Source organism: Providencia sp. PROV073, assembly GCF_033688125.1.
Classification (GTDB): domain Bacteria; phylum Pseudomonadota; class Gammaproteobacteria; order Enterobacterales; family Enterobacteriaceae; genus Providencia; species Providencia hangzhouensis.
The window spans coordinates 3,304,266-3,322,760 of record NZ_CP096353.1 but is presented as its reverse complement, the minus strand read 5'-3'; the positions used below and the strand labels follow the sequence as shown (position 1 = coordinate 3,322,760).

General features: G+C 41.2%; 13 protein-coding genes, 6 tRNA genes and 1 pseudogene. 5 read left to right on the top strand and 15 right to left on the bottom strand.

Annotation, left to right across the window (positions count from 1 at the left end; translation table 11 throughout):
- Positions 1-28: 28 nt before the first annotated feature.
- From lnt to miaB, 5 genes are all read right to left on the bottom strand, one after another.
- On the bottom strand, positions 29-1,558 hold the full coding sequence (gene lnt / locus M1F17_RS15130) for an apolipoprotein N-acyltransferase (RefSeq protein ID WP_004256995.1): 1,530 nt from the start codon (positions 1,556-1,558) through the stop codon (positions 29-31).
- Positions 1,558-2,442 (bottom strand): CNNM family magnesium/cobalt transport protein CorC, encoded by an 885-nt coding sequence (gene corC / locus M1F17_RS15125; RefSeq protein ID WP_036958175.1) that lies wholly within the window; start codon positions 2,440-2,442, stop codon positions 1,558-1,560. The genes lnt and corC overlap by 1 nt, the downstream gene beginning before the upstream one ends.
- A 424-nt stretch (positions 2,443-2,866) precedes the next feature.
- Positions 2,867-3,334 carry an rRNA maturation RNase YbeY gene (gene ybeY, locus M1F17_RS15120; RefSeq protein WP_004256989.1) on the bottom strand — a complete coding sequence of 156 codons (468 nt, stop codon included), beginning with the start codon at positions 3,332-3,334 and terminating at the stop codon, positions 2,867-2,869.
- Positions 3,335-4,387, bottom strand: coding sequence for a PhoH family protein (locus M1F17_RS15115; protein WP_318837434.1), 1,053 nt, complete (start codon positions 4,385-4,387; stop codon positions 3,335-3,337).
- Positions 4,388-4,426: 39 nt separating this feature from the next.
- On the bottom strand, positions 4,427-5,857 hold the full coding sequence (gene miaB / locus M1F17_RS15110; RefSeq protein ID WP_094961811.1) for a tRNA (N6-isopentenyl adenosine(37)-C2)-methylthiotransferase MiaB: 1,431 nt from the start codon (positions 5,855-5,857) through the stop codon (positions 4,427-4,429).
- Between the two features lie 496 nt (positions 5,858-6,353).
- On the opposite strand from miaB, the gene ubiF reads away from it, so the two are divergent.
- Positions 6,354-7,541 (top strand): 3-demethoxyubiquinol 3-hydroxylase, encoded by a 1,188-nt coding sequence (gene ubiF, locus M1F17_RS15105; RefSeq protein ID WP_206277451.1) that lies wholly within the window; start codon positions 6,354-6,356, stop codon positions 7,539-7,541.
- 70 nt (positions 7,542-7,611) lie between these two features.
- On the opposite strand, the gene M1F17_RS15100 is transcribed toward ubiF, so the two are convergent.
- The 10 genes from M1F17_RS15100 to nagB all read right to left on the bottom strand — a co-directional run bounded on the left by M1F17_RS15100 (position 7,612) and on the right by nagB (position 13,754).
- On the bottom strand, positions 7,612-8,967 hold the full coding sequence (locus tag M1F17_RS15100; protein WP_036957950.1) for a dicarboxylate/amino acid:cation symporter: 1,356 nt from the start codon (positions 8,965-8,967) through the stop codon (positions 7,612-7,614).
- Positions 8,968-9,513: 546 nt separating this feature from the next.
- Positions 9,514-9,588 (bottom strand) — tRNA-Gln (locus tag M1F17_RS15095).
- A gap of 10 nt (positions 9,589-9,598) precedes the next feature.
- Positions 9,599-9,675 (bottom strand) — tRNA-Met (locus M1F17_RS15090).
- Positions 9,676-9,725: 50 nt separating this feature from the next.
- Positions 9,726-9,800, bottom strand: a tRNA-Gln gene (locus tag M1F17_RS15085).
- Positions 9,801-9,831: 31 nt separating this feature from the next.
- Positions 9,832-9,906: transfer RNA gene (locus tag M1F17_RS15080), tRNA-Gln, on the bottom strand.
- 31 nt (positions 9,907-9,937) lie between these two features.
- A tRNA-Leu gene (locus M1F17_RS15075) sits at positions 9,938-10,022 on the bottom strand.
- A 7-nt stretch (positions 10,023-10,029) separates the two neighbouring features.
- Positions 10,030-10,106, bottom strand: a tRNA-Met gene (locus M1F17_RS15070).
- Between the two features lie 370 nt (positions 10,107-10,476).
- A complete protein-coding gene (gene nagC, locus M1F17_RS15065) occupies positions 10,477-11,700 on the bottom strand; it encodes a DNA-binding transcriptional regulator NagC (RefSeq protein ID WP_094961813.1) in 1,224 nt (407 codons plus the stop codon).
- A gap of 11 nt (positions 11,701-11,711) precedes the next feature.
- A complete protein-coding gene (gene nagA / locus M1F17_RS15060) occupies positions 11,712-12,875 on the bottom strand; it encodes an N-acetylglucosamine-6-phosphate deacetylase (RefSeq protein ID WP_004256957.1) in 1,164 nt (387 codons plus the stop codon).
- A 75-nt stretch (positions 12,876-12,950) separates the two neighbouring features.
- Entirely contained in the window at positions 12,951-13,754 is an 804-nt protein-coding gene (gene nagB / locus M1F17_RS15055) for a glucosamine-6-phosphate deaminase (protein ID WP_004256954.1), read from the bottom strand.
- Between the two features lie 417 nt (positions 13,755-14,171).
- Here nagB and nagE point away from each other — a divergent pair, with 417 nt between their 5' ends.
- From nagE to M1F17_RS15035, 4 genes and pseudogenes are all read left to right on the top strand, one after another.
- Positions 14,172-16,199, top strand: coding sequence for an N-acetylglucosamine-specific PTS transporter subunit IIBC (gene nagE, locus M1F17_RS15050; RefSeq protein WP_206277891.1), 2,028 nt, complete (start codon positions 14,172-14,174; stop codon positions 16,197-16,199).
- Positions 16,200-16,395: 196 nt separating this feature from the next.
- A pseudogene (gene tnpA, locus M1F17_RS15045) lies at positions 16,396-16,853 on the top strand (IS200/IS605 family transposase).
- A gap of 306 nt (positions 16,854-17,159) precedes the next feature.
- A complete protein-coding gene (locus M1F17_RS15040; protein WP_004256948.1) occupies positions 17,160-17,414 on the top strand; it encodes a colicin E3-like toxin immunity protein in 255 nt (84 codons plus the stop codon).
- Between the two features lie 195 nt (positions 17,415-17,609).
- Positions 17,610-18,380 carry a sel1 repeat family protein gene (locus M1F17_RS15035; RefSeq protein WP_272674162.1) on the top strand — a complete coding sequence of 257 codons (771 nt, stop codon included), beginning with the start codon at positions 17,610-17,612 and terminating at the stop codon, positions 18,378-18,380.
- The last annotated feature ends 115 nt before the right edge of the window (positions 18,381-18,495 follow it).

Below are 18,495 nucleotides of genomic sequence, written 5' to 3'. Positions count from 1 at the left end.
TACAGGTACCGAGGTGGGGTCAACATCGTTACTTTTGACGTCTATTCATAGCAAAACCAAGAATACCAAACATAATGGCGATTCCCCACATTGGATGATTACTCCAACGTGCGTAAGGGGTTAGCCCTGTTGTCGGTGTGACTTCAGTGGCAAGAGTCGCTGTTTTAAATTGTGGTAGCATATCTTGTATTGAACCATCCGCACGGATCACCGCAGTTATTCCGTTATTAGTGGAACGTAATAATGGGCGTCCCAATTCTAACGAACGCATACGTGCCATTTGGAAATGCTGCCATGGGCCGATAGATTGGCCAAACCACGCATCATTTGAAACAGTAAGTAAGTAGTCGCTATCAGGTTTAAAATTATCTCTGACCTGTGTACCTAAGATAATTTCATAACAAATAGCGGCAGTGAGGTGAATATTCCCTACAGCGAGTTGGGCTTGTTGGTAATCACCACGGCTGAATCCAGACATCGGTAAGTTAAAAAACGGTGCAATAGGGCGCAGGATATCTTCTAATGGAACAAACTCCCCAAATGGCACTAAATGATGTTTGTTATAACGGTTTTTTGATGGGTAGAGATACGGGTTTTTATCCCCTAATACAATAATCGTATTAAAGAACTCATATTCCCCATCCATTGGCCTTGCATCAACGATCCCTGTGATTAATTGAGTGTTCGAAGCCGCTAACAGCCGGTCGAGGGATTTTAGCCATGCTTGGTTATCCAGTTCAACAGAAGGTACGGCAGATTCAGGCCAGATAATTAGCGATGCTTTACCAATATAAGGACGAGATAACTCCATATAGGTATCTTTGGTTTTCTGTAAAAAACTGGCTTCCCATTTCATTGATTGCGGGATATTACCTTGAACTAATGCCACCTGCATTTTGTTGTCTTCAAGCGGGGTAAACCACTGAATATTTTTGGCAACTAATGGGGCAAACAGTAAAACTACCGCTGTGGCTAATGCAATAAAGCTACGACGTAGGATAGCGAGCACTAACAAACCACTAATGCTAAATAATAGCAATGTGATCATTTCGACGCCGAATATTGGAGCGAGCGATTTCATGGGGCCATCAATTTGGCTGTAGCCAAATTGCAGCCATGGGAAACCAGTGAGAACCCAACCACGTAAAAACTCAGTGACTTGCCACAGGGCAGGAGCAAGAAATACTAAACGCCAAATATTGGCATGTGGGGCAAATTTAGCCATCAATGCCCCAAAAAGCCCTGTATAAAGGGAAAGGTATGCTGCCAAAAGAATGACAATAAAGACGTTAACAGGCCCTGGCATCCCCCCAAAATCCGCGATACTGACGTAAACCCAGTTAACGCCACTACCGAATAAGCCAAATCCCCAAGCGAAACCGATAGCAAAAGATTGCTTGGCTGTGCGCTGCAAGGTCAGTAATTGGAGAAAAAGGATAGAAAGAAGTGCGGCAGGCCAGATGTCAAAAGGCGAAAAAGCCAGCGTTCCACTGGCTCCGAAAATTAAAGCCAGCAGTAACCGCAACCGCTGACTTTGATAAATAGACGTTGAGTTCATTAAGTCTGTTCTTCTTCCAAAGTTGGAACTGGCGCGTCGTCTGGAATTTTCACGTGAAGCAGAAGGATCCGGCGACTATCTGCCATCGCAACTTTAAATTGATAGTTGTCAATTGTGATGGTTTCACCACGAGAAGGTAGATGGCCGAAGGCTTGCATAACGAGGCCACCGACCGTATCAACCTCTTCGTCACTAAAATGAGTCCCAAAGGCTTCATTGAAATCTTCAATCTGCGTAAGGGCGCGCACAGAATAAGAATGGCGGCTAAGTTGACGAATATCAACATCGTCTTGGTCGTCGTATTCGTCTTCAATTTCGCCCACGATGAGCTCTAAAATATCTTCAATGGTCACTAGACCAGAAACACCACCAAACTCATCGATAACGATAGCCATATGGTAGCGTTGAGAGCGGAATTCTTTGAGTAGTCTGTCTACTCGCTTACTTTCAGGGACAACAACCGCTTGGCGTAATACCTTATCGATACTAAAAGGCTCAGCGTCAGTACGCATAAATGGCAGTAAATCTTTTGCCATTAATAACCCTTCGATATGGTCTTTATCTTCACTAATAACAGGGAAGCGTGAGTGAGCAGAGTCAATAATGACATCAAGGCACTCATCAAGCGTTTGGTTACGTTTTAAGGTAACAATTTGGGAACGCGGGATCATAATGTCGCGCACACGCTGATCCGCAATATCCATTACCCCTTCAAGCATTTCGCGGGTGTCAGGATCGATCAAATCGTTCTGTTCAGAGTCGCGGATTAATTCGACCAAATCATCACGATTTTTAGGTTCACCATGGAATAGGTGATTTAACAGTGCAAAGAACCCTTTCTTAGGACCAGGGTTATCGCTACTCGAAGAGTTATCGTCGCTCATGGCGGTTAATTTTTTTTTCCTCAAAAAATACTCGTCATACTTCGAACCGCAGCGTTGTTGGCTGCACTCGGCTACTCGAATCACATACTTATGTATGCTCATCGAGATATCCTCACTGGCCGCCTAGCTGCAATTCGAATTATTTAGAGTATTTACTCGTCGTATCTCGAACCGCAGCGTTGTTGGCTGCAATTCGAATTATTTAGAGTATTCACTCGTCGTATCTCGAACCGCAGCGTTGTTGGCTGCACTTGGTACCAAAAGTAGCCCAAGTCAAAGTATTTGGAGCTTAGGTTAGTTAATAAAAACAGTTTACTACATTCTTTTTTAGCACAAAATTGACGGTTTATCTGCAAAATAACCGTCAATTTTTTGTAAAGTAATGCTTTCTTTGAGAAAGATATCTCAAAAAATTATAGTTAGGTCACTCTTTTTCTGCAAGATATGGGTCTTCATAGCCCAACTCAGCCAGAATTTCAGTTTCTAAACCTTCCATTTCTTCCGCTTCATCATCTTCAATATGATCATAGCCTAAAAGATGAAGGCAACCATGAACGACCATATGAGCCCAGTGCTCTTCTGCTGTTTTTTGTTGGTCAATAGCTTCTTGCTCAACGACTTGGCGGCAAATAATTAAATCACCAAGCAAAGGCAGTTCAATTTCTGGTGGAGCCTCAAAGGGGAATGACAACACGTTAGTCGGTTTGTCTTTGCCGCGATAGGTTAAATTTAAGTGATGGCTTTCCTGTTCATCAACTACCCGAATAGTGACTTCACTTAGTGCTTGAAATTTAGGCAAAACAGCCGCTAACCAACGCTGAAACTCGGCTTCCGAAGGCAAGCCATTAGGGTTTTCACACGCAATTTGTAAATCGAGAATAATGTCACTCATTTATAGATTTTCCTGCTTTTCAAATTGCTTTTGTTGTTCTTTTTCTTCACGTAACTGCTGGCGACGTTTATTGTCTTGTTCTTCCCAAGCCTCATAAGCCATGACAACTTTTGCAACGACTGGATGGCGAACTACGTCTTCACTGTGGAAGAAATTGAAGCTTAAATCATCGACTTCGGAAAGCACTTCAATGGCATGACGTAACCCTGATTTACTCCCGCGAGGTAAGTCAACCTGAGTAATATCACCCGTCACAACCGCTTTGGAATTAAAACCAATACGAGTTAAAAACATCTTCATCTGTTCGATGGTGGTGTTTTGGCTCTCATCTAAAATAATAAAAGCATCATTCAAGGTACGGCCACGCATATAGGCCAGCGGTGCGACTTCGATAACATTACGCTCAATCAGCTTTTCAACTTTTTCAAAGCCTAACATTTCGAATAGCGCATCATAAAGTGGGCGTAGATAAGGGTCGACTTTTTGGCTGAGATCCCCAGGTAAAAAACCAAGTTTCTCACCTGCTTCAACCGCAGGACGGGTTAGCAAAATACGGCGAACCTCTTGGCGCTCTAACGCATCTACCGCCGCGGCTACCGCTAAATAGGTTTTCCCAGTTCCTGCAGGGCCAATGCCAAATGTAATATCATGGTCTAAAATATTGGCGATATATTGCGCTTGATTTGGAGTGCGTGGTTTGATCACACCACGTTTAGTCTTAATATTCACCGCTTTACCGTAGTCAGGAACGCTATCGGCAGATTGCTCTAAAACACGGCTATCCAGAATGGCTAAGTGAATATTTTCAGGGTCGATATCAGGGATAACACCGCGCACAGGCGCGGTATCGACATACAGTTGACGTAAAATTTTGCTCGCCGCTTTAACATTCAGCGGCTTACCCGATAACTTAAAACGGTTATCGCGGCGATTAATTTCGATAGCAAGGCGGCGTTCTAGCTGCTTGATATTATCGTCAAATGGCCCGCAGAGGCTCATTAAACGCTGGTTATCTGCGGGTTCTAGAAAGATTTCTTGTGTTGCGATTTGCAAATTTTTTGTCTCGGTCACTGAATATCCTATGGTTGTGGCTTAGGGTTGAAAGCTGCCAACACCTAGCTCATCTTCTTTACGAGTACGTGCAATAACAGACTCTGGTGATTCATGAACGCGAAGACCCATTTGATCTTCTGTACGAATGACTTTACCGCGCAATGAGTTGGTATAAACATCCACAATTTCGACATCCACAAATTTACCGATCATATCCGGTGTACCTTCAAAGTTCACAACACGGTTATTTTCAGTACGTCCAGACAGCTCCATGACGTTTTTACGCGATGTTCCTTCAACTAAGATACGTTGAACGGTTCCCACCATTTGGCGGCTGAAGCTTAATGCCTGCTGATTAATACGCTGTTGCAGTAAGTATAGACGCTGTTTTTTCTCATCTTCAGTTACATCGTCAGGTAAATCCGCAGCTGGGGTGCCTGGACGCGCGGAATAGACAAAGCTGTAGCTCATATCAAAGTTCACGTCTGCAATCAGTTTCATGGTTTTTTCGAAGTCATCGGTTGTTTCACCGGGGAAGCCCACAATAAAGTCTGAACTGATTAGAATACCAGGGCGTGCTTCACGCAGTTTGCGAATAATGGCTTTATATTCAAGTGCGGTATGAGCGCGTTTCATCATCGTTAGAACGCGGTCTGAGCCACTTTGCACGGGTAGATGCAAGAAGCTAACTAATTCAGGGGTATCGCGGTAAACTTCGATGATATCATCAGTAAATTCAATTGGGTGGCTAGTGGTAAAGCGGACACGGTCGATGCCATCAATCGCTGCGACTAAACGCAGTAATTCTGCAAATGAGCAAATTTCACCATCAAAGGTTTCACCACGGTATGCATTCACGTTTTGGCCCAGTAAGTTAACTTCACGTACACCTTGTGCGGCTAACTGTGCGATTTCAAAAAGAATATCATCACAAGGGCGGCTAACCTCTTCACCACGGGTATAAGGCACTACGCAGAAAGTGCAATACTTGTTACAGCCTTCCATAATGGAAACAAATGCGGTCGGGCCTTCAGCGCGAGGTTCTGGTAAGCGGTCAAATTTTTCAATTTCAGGGAAACTGATATCGATAACAGGGCTACGCGTACCTTGAACTTGATTAATCATTTCAGGCAAACGGTGCAAAGTTTGCGGGCCGAAAACGATGTCAACGCTTGGCGCACGTTGGCGAATAAAATCCCCTTCTTGCGAAGCAACACAGCCGCCTACACCAATGATGATGTCAGGGTTTTTATCTTTAAAAAACTTCCAACGACCAAGCTGATGGAAGACTTTTTCTTGTGCTTTTTCACGAATGGAACAGGTATTAAGCAGTAATAAGTCTGCTTCTTCTGCAACTTCAGTGAGTTGATAACCATGGGTATTTTCTAATAAAGAAACCATTTTGGATGAGTCATACTCATTCATTTGGCAACCCCAAGTTTTAATATATAGCTTTTTATTCGTCGACATGTCGTATATCCGGTGTTTTCGAAGCGGCTAGTGTAATGGACTCCGAAACGCGTTGTAAATCCAAAGTCCTACCCTTTATATTTTTGGGAACTCGCATGCATTTTGATTAAGGACATCATTGTATGATGGGATAAATGCAAAGATAATTAAAATGATATCACTACACGAAATCTAAGGGCAGGCAATTTGCCTATTGTTTTAAAATTAGCACGTATTGTATTCATTTGCGGCATCAGTGACCAGAGGATGTTGTAAAATTGTGGTTGTTTTTTGTGCAAATCAAAGTGTTTTCAGCAAAATATACTATTTGTAAGGTTATTAAGGTGGAGGAATGAATGACCTCTAAGACTTCAATGCCTATATTTCCTGTGAGAACCCTCATTTTTCGGTACAATACCTTTATCAACGTGGTCACTGTTATCAAACAATAACCTTTATTAAACAGTAACCTTTATTAAACAGTAACCTTTATTAAACAGTAAATAGTAGCGAACGTATGAATAAATTAATCGAATCTTATGATGTTGTCGTCGTTGGTGCGGGTATGACTGGCGCGGCAGCAGCATTGGGCTTTGCTCAAGAAGGCATGCGAGTTGCTTTGCTTGAAAAAGCACAACCTGTGGCCTTTGACCCACAAAGTGCCCCTGATGTTCGTATTTCTGCGATTAGCCGCGCTTCTGTTGAATTGTTGGAGCAATTAGGGGCTTGGCAACATGTTAAGGCAATGCGAAGTGCCCCATATCGCCAGTTAGAAACATGGGAAGAACCAGATAGCAATGTGATTTTTGATGCTAAAAGCCTTGGGCTACCTGAACTTGGGTTTATGGTAGAAAACAGAGTACTACAGCTTGCGTTATGGCAAGAATGTGAAAAATACAGCAATCTAGACCTTGTTTGCCCGGCGAAACTCATCAATTTATACCAACCTAAGCAGCAAAAAGAATGGATGTTAGCATTAGATGATGGCCGTACTTTACAAGCTAAGCTTGTGGTCGGAGCCGATGGCGCTAATTCGCAAGTCCGTACAATGGCAGGAATTGGTAGCCGCGGCTGGCAATATCGCCAGTCATGTATGTTGATTAGCATTCAAACACAGCAACCTCAGCAAGATAAAACATGGCAGCAGTTTTTTCCATCAGGGCCAAGGGCATTTTTACCTCTGTATGATAATTGGGCCTCATTAGTCTGGTATGACAGTCCCGCAAAGATTAGACGTTTACAAGGTATGTCAATGGAACAATTGACGGGAGCAATATCCGAAGCCTTTCCTGAACGTTTAGGGCCTGTTATCGCAATTGCGTCAGGGGCATTTCCACTGACTCGTCATCATGCAAGCCGCTATGTGATGGATGGGTTAGCATTGATTGGCGATGCAGCCCATACTATCAACCCATTAGCGGGGCAGGGTGTGAATTTAGGCTATCGAGATGTTGATGCTCTTTTGAAAGAAGTAATTTACGCGCGTGAATATATACAACCTTGGAGTTCCCTTGATGTATTGAAACGTTACCAACGACGTCGTTTGCCTGATAATTTAATTATGCAAGCTGGGATGGATGTTTTTTACATGGCATTTAGTGAAAACTTACCAGGATTAAAAATATTTAGGAATCTTGGGTTGATGGCGGCACAGCGTGCTGGAGAAGCGAAAAAGCTGGCGTTGAAGTATGCGTTAGGTTTATAGAAATTATCTTGAATATAATAAATAGGCTGCTAATTAGCGGCCTATTTATTATTAAGTGAAGAAGTTAGTGCTATTTATTATTAGCTAAATCAACCGGTTGAATATTACTTGTGTCTGTATTGATGCTGTCATCTTCAGTAATCACAGAATCCAATGTTTCATTTTTTGCTGAAAACGCATGAGCCAGTTTTTCGGTATCCAGTTCTTTTTCCCAACGTGCAACAACGATACACGCACACGCGTTACCCACTAAGTTAGTTAAAGCACGGCATTCAGACATAAAGCGGTCAATACCAAGGATTAAGGCCATACCTGCAACAGGAATACTTGGAACAACCATTAAGGTTGCCGCTAATGTAATGAAACCCGCACCAGTAACGCCAGCAGCACCTTTAGAGCTAATCATTGCAACGAGCAACAGCGAAATTTGCTCCCAAATCGTCAATTCAATATTGGTAGCTTGAGCAATGAATAATGCAGCCATGGTCATATAAATATTCGTACCATCAAGATTGAATGAATAACCTGTTGGGATAACTAACCCGACAACTGATTTTTCACACCCTGCATGCTCCATTTTGCGCATTAAGCTTGGCAGTGCGGCTTCGGAAGAAGAGGTACCTAAAACTAACCAGAGCTCGTCTTTGATATATTTAATTAGCGCAATGATGGAGAAACCGTTGTACTTAGCAACTGCTCCTAACACTAACAACACAAATAGAACGGATGTAATGTAGAAAGTCATTATCAGCATCATTAAGTTGCCAATAGATGAAATCCCATACTTACCAATGGTAAAGGCCATTGCCCCAAATGCCCCAATAGGCGCGAGTTTCATGAGCATCGCAACCATTTTGAACACAGGTTCAGAAAAGTTTTGCAGTAACTTAACGATAGGCTCGCCGTGTTTACCCGTTGCAGCTAGCGCTAACCCAAAAATAACCGCAATAAATAGAACTTGCAGAATATTTCCATTTACTAATGGACTAATGACGGTATCGGGGATGATATTCATCAAAAAGCCAACAATTGAAGACTCGTGGGCTTTTTCAACGTAAGTAGCAACTTTAGTGCTGTCTAAGGTTGCAGGGTCAATATTCAGGCCAGAGCCTGGGCGAATGATATTGGCAATAATAAGACCAATAATTAATGCAATGGTTGAAAAAGTGATGAAGTACAACATCGCTTTACCTGCGACACTGCCCACTGCCTTCATGTTTGACATGCCTGAAATACCAGTGACAACCGTTAAGAAGATAACTGGCGCGATAATCATTTTAACGATTTTGATGAATGCATCACCAAGCGGTTTTAATGACTCTCCAATGTCGGGAAAAAAGTGGCCAAGTGCTATACCCAGAACGATGGCTACGATCACCTGAACATATAAGATCTTATATATGGGTTGCTTTATCATGTTTCGCATAAATTTTCTCTGTAAAAATGTTGCGTTTGGCAATTTATAATTATTAGGTTTAAAACTTTTATTAGAGTTTCTGAGAACTAATTTAGTTGGAATGGAAGAAGGGACTGAGTTTATTAGTACCAGAGGTTGATAATAATTTAACTGGTAATAATCATACCTAACTACAATTCGAGCGCAGATTACCACTTTCGATGGTTATATAGAAATGATTGAAGTCACACATTTGATAGAAAAGTTATGCAAACGTAAATTTTATGAGGTAAATGTTGCTTTAACATCACTTTAAACGATTAAGCTATTGGTTAATCGGTAATATTAGGATTAAATAAATAAGCAAATGACCAAAAAGTAATCATTTAAACTAAAAATAGGGATGTAAATATAGAAAACAGTAGAGAGGGATACTTTACTGCTTAAAAAATGGAGTTATCTGCTAATTTGTTATTTTTTATTTAATTTATCAATAAAATCGATAAGTAAAATTAAGACTGGCTAAGCATAGTAAGATAGAGCAGGGAGTTAATTTAAGCGATGTTGAAAAGAGAATGGCTGGGGTACCAGGATTCGAACCTGGGAATGCCAGGATCAAAACCTGGTGCCTTACCGCTTGGCGATACCCCAACAAAAGAAATGGTAGCTACGACGGGATTCGAACCTGTGACCCCAACATTATGAGTGTTGTGCTCTAACCAACTGAGCTACATAGCCATATATGATTTCTTTAAAATGAATTGTGCAACTATAGGTAGGATAGTAGATGGCTGGGGTACCAGGATTCGAACCTGGGAATGCCAGGATCAAAACCTGGTGCCTTACCGCTTGGCGATACCCCATCCGGGAATTCTACTATTGATTGTTTTAAGATGGCTGGGGTACCAGGATTCGAACCTGGGAATGCCAGGATCAAAACCTGGTGCCTTACCGCTTGGCGATACCCCAATCTTAAATTCAATGCTACCGAGAAGGAAAATGGTGCGGGAGACAAGACTTGAACTTGCACACCTTGCGGCGCCAGAACCTAAATCTGGTGCGTCTACCAATTTCGCCACTCCCGCAAAATAATGGTGGCTATGACGGGATTCGAACCTGTGACCCCAACATTATGAGTGTTGTGCTCTAACCAGCTGAGCTACATAGCCATCTTTTTTTGCATAACCTTCGTCGGCGTTGCGGGGCGCATTATGCTAATTACAGACACGACAGTCAACAGCTTTTTGCACTATTTTTCAGAAAATGTGTCTGTTTGTTTGATGAATAATCATTTTGTCGATAAAGCCAGCAAAAAACAAGCCCATATTTGAAAAAAATCACTTTTGTCTTACCTGCTAGATAAATGTAATTTGGTGATGAAGCGAAATAAAACATCGAAAGAGTCCAAGAATTTGTAAGAGGAGGATAGCTGAAAGAGTGTGAAGTGTTTTAAAAATGACTCATGAAACGAAGAATTCAGTTTATAGCTAATAAAAAAGCAGGTATCTCAACCTGCTTTAAAGAAAATAACTCCAAAAATTAGCTTTCAAACAATTTTTGTAATAATTCACCATTAAGCATCGCACGTTTAGTGAGTGCGAAAGCGCCTATTGCCGAATTATGAACCAACTGCGATGTAACAATGGGGAGATTGTCCCTAAATCCTTTTAAGGCTTGTGTGTCAATACAGCTTTGAATCGCGGGTATCAGAATTTGTTCTGCTTCCGTGATATCCCCTGCAATAACGACTTTTTCAGGGTTAAATAAGTTTATAGAGATTGCAATCGCTTTACCGATTTGCCGACCAACGTGTTGGATAACTTCCGTAGCAAGTGGGTCTCCCTTATTAGCGGCTTGGCAAATATGGGAAATCGTACAAATTTCCAATGTAAGGGAACTTGAATAGCCTTGTTCTAAACGCTGTTTTACGCGGGCTTCAATCGCTTGGTTTGAGGCAATGGTTTCTAAACAACCAAAATTACCACAGTGGCAAAGTTCGCCAAGGGGGTCAACTTGGATATGGCCGATTTCTCCGAGGTTACCTCGGTGGTTGAGCAATATCTCTTTATTGATGACTAAGCCTGCCCCTGCGCCTCTGTGGATACGAACGAGCAGTGAGTCTTCGCAATCACGAGTTGCACCAAAATAGCTCTCAGCGAGGGCTAGGCTGCGAATATCGTGCCCTGCGTAACAGGTAATTTTAAAGTGTGCTTGCAAGTTGTCGATGAGATGCCAATTATCGACCTTGATATGCGGCATGTAGTAAACAATACCACTGTTTGGGTTAACTAACCCAGGGAGAATAATAGAAATCGCGATCAACTCTTTTAAGCGTTTCTGATTGTGTTCGATAAAGTCTTCAAGGGCAGCAATCAGTTTTTGTTCTACGGCTTGCTGAGAAGGCTCTGTGATAGGGTAATGAGCATCGACGATCATTTTGCCACCTAAGTCGTATAAGGCGATGGTGGCATCATAGCGGCCTAAGCGGACGCCAATCGTATGAAAATTTTTGTGCTCAGAAACAATAGATATAGCACGACGGCCCCCAGTGGAGGCCTGTTGGTCAACTTCTTTAATTAAACCACGTTCGAGTAACTGGCGAGTGATTTTAGTCACACTGGCTGGGGCAAGTTGGCTTTGCTCCGCGATTTGAATTCTTGATATCGGGCCATGTTGGTCAATTAAACTATAGACGACAGCGCTATTTAGTTGTTTGACGAGATCAATATTACCAATTTGCTTCAGCGAGTGGCTTTGATTCATTAGCTAGTTACTCATTTTTTGTAGACTTCGGCTCCGTTAACATAGGTTGCAAGGACGTCGAAGTCGTGGTTAAACGCGGTTAAATTCGCAATTTTACCCGGAGCAATAGACCCTAAGGTCTCATCAACTCCGATGGCTCTTGCGGGGTAGAGCGTTGCCATTCTCAGTGTTTCATCTAATGGGATACCCACGTACTCTACACTGTTTCTCACTGCTTCTATCATTGTGAGTGATGAGCCGCTGAGTGTGCCATTTTCATCTACACATAATCCATCGCGGTAGTATATGGTTTTACCTGCGAAGATAAAATGATCCATTTCACCAGTTTGAGGATCTATTCCTGCGGGCGCTGTGGCATCAGTCACTAAAATTAATTTATCACCTTTTAAGTGTTTGCTATTACGAATGTTTGCCCACTGGACATGCAAGCCATCAGCGATAATTCCCGCATATACTTCAGGAGTGTCATAAATAGCGCCAACTAAACCTGGGCCACGGCCTGAAATATATGGCATGGCGTTAAAAAGGTGCGTTGAAAAGCGAATTCCGGCTTTAAAACCCAGTTTGGCTTCTTCATACGTCGCATTTGAATGTCCAGCAGAAATAACAATGCCGGAATCTTTCAATTGGTGAATGTAATCAAGTTCTACCATTTCAGGCGCTAAAGTAATTTTAGTGATAGCGTCTGCATGAGCGGCTAAATAATCAATCATCTGAGCGGATGGTTGGCGGATAAATTCAGGGTTATGCGTACCTTTTTTGATAACATTAATATATGGGCCTTCTAAATGAAGTCCTAGAGCTTGGTTCTTGTGGTCTTTTAAGTACTCTGTCATGACCTCAATACCATGCTTCATTAATTCGTCAGAGCAAGTAATCAGCGTTGGCAGGTAACTGGTACACCCTGTACGCTCATTGGCTTTTTGCATGATATCCAAATTCTTCAATGTGACATTTTCTTTATTATCATTGAATTGGACACCACCACAGCCGTTGACTTGCAGGTCAATAAACCCAGCGGATAAGATTGCACCTTGTAGGTCATGCTGTGGAATATGGGAAGGTAATTCAGAGACAGGACAAACATCTTTGATGATTTCACCATCAATGACGACCGCATGGTTATCCAGTCTTTCATGACCTGTATAAATAATGCAATTTGTTAATGCATACATGGCTTAAAACTCCTGACCTCTGGAAGGTGGGTCACCGATCAGCCTTCGCTGACCGGGTGATTGATAAACATAATCTTAGTTAAACTTTTCAATAATTTCAGATTCTAGCTGTTTGAAATATTTAAGCGTTTTAACTTTTAATTCGAGTGTTGCTGGTTCATCACAAACGACCAGTGCTTTTGGGTGCATTTGCACGCAGCTCACTGTCCACATATGGTTAATTGAACCTTCAACTGCTGCATGAACTGCGTTCGCTTTATTCGCACCCGTAGCGAGTACCATTAACTCTTCAGCATCCATTAATGTGGCTACACCCACAGTTAAAGCGAATTTTGGTACTTGATTGATATCATTATCAAAGAAACGTGAGTTAGCTTGGCGCGTTTCTGGTGTTAATGTCTTAATGCGGGTACGAGAGTTCAATGAAGAACCGGGTTCATTAAAAGCAATGTGACCGTCGTTACCTACGCCGCCCATAAATAAATTAATTTTGCCGTAAGATTTAATTTTATCTTCATAACGTTGGCATTCCGCATCAACATCAGGGGCATTACCATTCAGTAAATTGATATTTTGCGCTTGAATGTCGATGTGGTTAAAGAAATTATCATGCATAAATGTGTGATAGCTTTGAGGATGATTAGCGGGAATACCAATATACTCATCCATATTAAATGTTACCACATGCTTAAAACTGACTTTTCCTGCGTTATATAAAGCAATCAATGCCTTATAAGTGGCAAGAGGAGTGCCGCCTGTTGGTAACCCAAGAACGAAAGGGCGATCAGCAGTTGGGTTGAATGCGTTAATTTTGTCAGCAATATACTGTGCGGACCAAATGCCGACATCATGCGCATTGTTAAGTGGAATTAGCCTCATGTCTCAATTACCTCTAATAAGTCTGTGAAATCTTTCATGTATATATGTATCCCTGATGTTATTCATTAGATATAGGAATACTCGTTATACTACAAATTTATTACGCGCTGGTGTTGGTACACAGTGCCGTTTTAACGGCTACACCTGCATTTTAAACGCGCTGAGAATATACAGGTTAATAACATAAATAAGTTATTTTTAATCATAAAATAAGTTTTCGATAATAGCTAGTAATTTAGTCATATCGGTAACTCTTTCGTTGACATTTATCACAAATCGAACCTATTTATTTTGCATCGCGAAACAATTAATTTAGACTATAAAATTGATACTCTCAATAACCTAAATTATGATTTAGGTGTGTGAACAATAAGATCCCGTAAATGGGGCAAAAATAGGGCGATAAAGGGGGAGTTTGTGAATATTCTTAGCTACTTACAGCGGATTGGTAGGGCACTTATGGTGCCAGTTGCTGTACTACCAGCCGCAGCAATCCTGATGGGGATTGGCTATTGGATTGACCCAGATGGTTGGGGAGCCAATAGTGCAATCGCGGCGTTACTGATTAAATCGGGTGCGGCTATTATCGATAATATGTCCGTGCTATTTGCTATTGGTGTTGCTTATGGGATGTCAAAAGATAAGGACGGTGCGGCTGCACTGACCGGTTTTGTCGGCTTTTTAGTGGTGACAACACTGTGTTCGCCTGCATCTTATTCCATGATCATGAATGTTCCGCTGGAAAGCGTTCCTGCGGCATTCGGTAAAATTAATAACCAGTTCGTGGGTATCTTAGTTGGGGTTCTATCAGCTGAATTGTACAACCGTTATAGTGGCGTAGAGCTACCCAAAGCGTTGTCTTTCTTTAGCGGCCGTCGTCTCGTACCGATTTTGACCTCGTTCTTAATGATCATCTTAGCCTTCATACTGATGTATGTCTGGCCGGTGGTTTACAACGGTTTAGTCTCTTTCGGTGAAAGCATTAAAGACTTAGGTTCTGTGGGTGCGGGTATTTACGCCTTCTTCAACCGTTTATTAATTCCTGTCGGTCTGCATCACGCACTCAATTCGGTGTTCTGGTTTGACGTTGCAGGAATCAATGATATTCCAAACTTCTTAGGCGGCGCTAAGTCAATTGATGCAGGTCTGGCAACGGTAGGTATTACAGGTCGCTACCAAGCTGGTTTCTTCCCAATTATGATGTTTGGTCTGCCGGGCGCGGCATTAGCGATTTACCACTGCGCACGTCCAGAAAATAAAGCGAAAGTTGCTGGTATTATGATTGCCGGTGCGTTTGCGGCATTCTTTACAGGTATCACTGAACCACTCGAATTCTCTTTCATGTTCGTGGCACCAATTCTGTACGTAATCCACGCATTATTAACGGGTATCTCTGTTTATATTGCAGCGACGATGGAGTGGATCTCCGGATTCGGCTTCAGCGCAGGTTTAGTCGATATGCTATTGCAGTCACGTAACCCATTAGCCGTTCAGTGGTATATGTTGATTGTCCAAGGTTTAGTCTTCTTCTGCATTTATTATGTCATTTTCCGTTTCATGATCCGTAAATTCAACCTGTTAACACCAGGCCGTGAAGAGAGCGCAGGTGATGAAACGATTGATGGTTATGACGAAAGCATTAGTCCTGCCGATAACAGTGACAGCGATATTCAAAAAGAAGCTCGCCAATATGTTGCAGCGGTTGGTGGTAGTGACAACATCGTCAGTATTGATGCCTGTATTACACGTTTACGTTTAGGCGTTAAAGATTCAGCGATTGTTAATGACGCCATGACAAAACGTTTAGGCGCTTCAGGTGTTATCCGCTTAAGCAAACAAAATGTGCAAGTGATTGTCGGTACACGTGCTGAATTGGTGGCAAAAGCGATGACTGAAGTGATTGCAAAAGGCCCTATCGCAGGAGCTGCTCCGGTAGCTGCACCAGAAGAGAAAAAAGCCGCAGAGCCTGCGAAAACAAAAGGTAATGTGATTTTATCTCTGGTTGCGCCAGTCAGTGGTCAAGTGTTCTCCCTTGACGATGTGCCAGATGAAGCGTTTTCTAGCCGCATTGTGGGCGATGGTATTGCCATCAAACCAACAAGCAGCGAAGTGCTAGCGCCGGCATCAGGTACGGTGGTGAAAATTTTCGAAACTAACCACGCATTCTGCCTTGAAACAGAAAACGGTGTTGAGCTCATAGTTCATATGGGTATTGATACTGTTGCACTGAAAGGTGAAGGTTGTGCACGTTTAGTGGAAGAAGGTGCGGAAGTGACTGCTGGAACACCAATTCTGAACCTCGACCTCGCGTTCCTTGAAGCTAATGCCAAATCAATGATTAGCCCTGTCATCATTAGTAATATCGATGATTTTGCTGGCGTCGAGATTTTAGTTGACGGTGAAGTAAAAGCAGGCGAAACGGTTATTTATAATGTTCTGAAATAGTTCAGTTTAATATTATAAGTTAGTAAGAGGGTGGCTTAGGCCACCCTTTTGTTGTGCATAGAAAACCCCCAGCTAGGCTGGGGGTTCCGTAAAGCTTTCAGCTTTGAATAAGATATTAAAACCCCTTTTGATTTGTTAAAACACCTTGCGGTCTGGCAACTGCAAGAGTCAAACAAAAAATCAAAAGGGGGTCCCAATGGGGGACGAAAAGAGCTTAGCGCATACACGATGGAATTGTAAATATCACATTGTTTTTGCCCCAAAGTATAGAAGGCAAGTTTTCTACGGTGAAAAACGTAGGGCGATAGGTAGTATTTTAAGGAAATTGTGTGAGTGGAAAAATGTCAGGATAGTGGAGGCAGAATGTTGTGTTGACCATATACACATGCTTCTAGAAATCCCACCCAAGATGAGTGTTTCGAGCTTTATGGGGTATTTAAAAGGAAAAATTAGCCTAATGCTTTATGAGCAATTTGGGGATTTAAAGTTTAAATATCGAAATAGAGAGTTTTGGTGCAGAGGGTACTATGTTGATACGGTAGGAAAGAATACGAAACGAATACAAGAATATATAAAACATCAGTTAGAACAGGATAAATTGGGAGAGCAATGTCGATCCCCTATCCGGGCAGCCCGTTTACGGGCCGTAAGTAATCCATAGATGCAAATGTCAGGGCCGTTATGCGCCTGTTAGGGCGCGGCTGGTAACAAAGCCTTATAGGCGCATATTAAAAACCTCCGGCTATGCCGGAGGATATTTATTTTATGGTGGTTAAATAAGAAAAAGATAATCATACAGGGTATAACAAATAATGATAATCACTATCAATTGAGTTTAGTTTATAAAGAAAATATAATTAATTGTTAGCTTTGTGGGGAGGTGTTTTTTCTAAAATACGCGAATAATTAAAATTAAAGCGCCTAAAATAATTATAAAAAAGTATCTATAAGGAGAAAGAAATGGGATTAAAAATTCATTTGGTTTGGTTTGATAAACAAACAGAGGAATATGTTGGTGAAGAGTATTCTCTAGATCTAGGCGATAATGATAGCATTATAGAGGAAACCATTAATCCTGAGGAAAATATTATTAATAATGGTTGTTTTGATATGGTTTCTGACTGGGTTTCTAATCTTCAAAATCATATAAAACATAACATTGAATTTAGTAAATATGATTATCAAGTTTCATTCGATTATCGAGATGAATGGTAATTATCTATATTTATAAATTATTAGTAAATAATTTAATTTACTTGTTTTATACAAATTAATATTTATCTAAAACAAAAATATAAGAAATATGTAATATTACTGAATTAGTGAAATACTTATAACTTCACTCTCGGCTTATGATTTAGGAGAAATTTCGTGAGGTTGATTTCATGGTTTATCGTTATAGGAGCGTTCATGATCGGGACTCCAACTTGGGGGGGAAATATAAATCCTCCTTTAATTCCAACTGTGAGGGATCGTCTATATACCATTGAATATAATGAAACAGAACTTCGTTATGATCCAGACCTACCTAAGCGAGTTCCTTATCCCAAAAACCAACAACAAGTGGTTGAGTTATATCATCGGGCATTAAAAAACAATAATGAAGATGATAATTATGCCTTATTTTCTTTTTTCAGAATTGGTTGCACCGATTTTAAGCATTTACATAATGTGAAAGCTGCAAAAGAAGAGTGTGCACTGGCAAATTTCTTTTTGAAGAGAGTATTAGAAATTAATTCTAATAATGGGTTAGCTCTGTTATTTACAGGGGTAAACCATCAGCATGGTAATGAAGGCTCGAAAAAAAATATGTTAGAAGCAATTTCATATTATGAACGAGCTTACCACCTCCATGGTAATAAGGTACTTGTAGCAGGAAAAAATCTTTCGACGATTTATTTACATGGACTCGGCGGGATCCCTCAGGACTTTAATAAAGCTAAATACTACTTAGAAATAGTAGCAAGAGATAATCCAAAGGGGCAAGATGCATATTACCTCAAGAATTTTGATACCTATGTTGATTTACTCAAAATATCAAATGAGGGCGATAAATGTAAACAACAGGATCCTAATAATCGTATTTGGGTTAAAGAATGTAATGATAAAGTAGAAAAACAAATAGAAACATACCTAAAAAAACATAGAGGAAATCAAAAAGAAGAAGATGCGATTGGTTGATTTAGTAAAGTTTTATTTTGTGACTAGTGTGAAAGGTCATTATAAATAATAACTTAAAAGTATAGAACAAAGAATACTTTAATTTTCTGTGTTAAAAAAGTTGCGTTTGTTAATA

Coding starts and splice junctions, on each gene's coding strand:
- lnt (WP_004256995.1), bottom strand. CDS start 1,558: ATGAACTCAACGTCTATTTATCAAAGTCAGCGGTTGCGGTTACTGCTG.
- corC (WP_036958175.1), bottom strand. CDS start 2,442: ATGAGCGACGATAACTCTTCGAGTAGCGATAACCCTGGTCCTAAGAAA.
- ybeY (WP_004256989.1), bottom strand. CDS start 3,334: ATGAGTGACATTATTCTCGATTTACAAATTGCGTGTGAAAACCCTAAT.
- miaB (WP_094961811.1), bottom strand. CDS start 5,857: ATGTCGACGAATAAAAAGCTATATATTAAAACTTGGGGTTGCCAAATG.
- ubiF (WP_206277451.1), top strand. CDS start 6,354: ATGAATAAATTAATCGAATCTTATGATGTTGTCGTCGTTGGTGCGGGT.
- M1F17_RS15100 (WP_036957950.1), bottom strand. CDS start 8,967: ATGCGAAACATGATAAAGCAACCCATATATAAGATCTTATATGTTCAG.
- nagC (WP_094961813.1), bottom strand. CDS start 11,700: ATGAATCAAAGCCACTCGCTGAAGCAAATTGGTAATATTGATCTCGTC.
- nagA (WP_004256957.1), bottom strand. CDS start 12,875: ATGTATGCATTAACAAATTGCATTATTTATACAGGTCATGAAAGACTG.
- nagB (WP_004256954.1), bottom strand. CDS start 13,754: ATGAGGCTAATTCCACTTAACAATGCGCATGATGTCGGCATTTGGTCC.
- M1F17_RS15040 (WP_004256948.1), top strand. CDS start 17,160: ATGGGATTAAAAATTCATTTGGTTTGGTTTGATAAACAAACAGAGGAA.
- M1F17_RS15035 (WP_272674162.1), top strand. CDS start 17,610: ATGATCGGGACTCCAACTTGGGGGGGAAATATAAATCCTCCTTTAATT.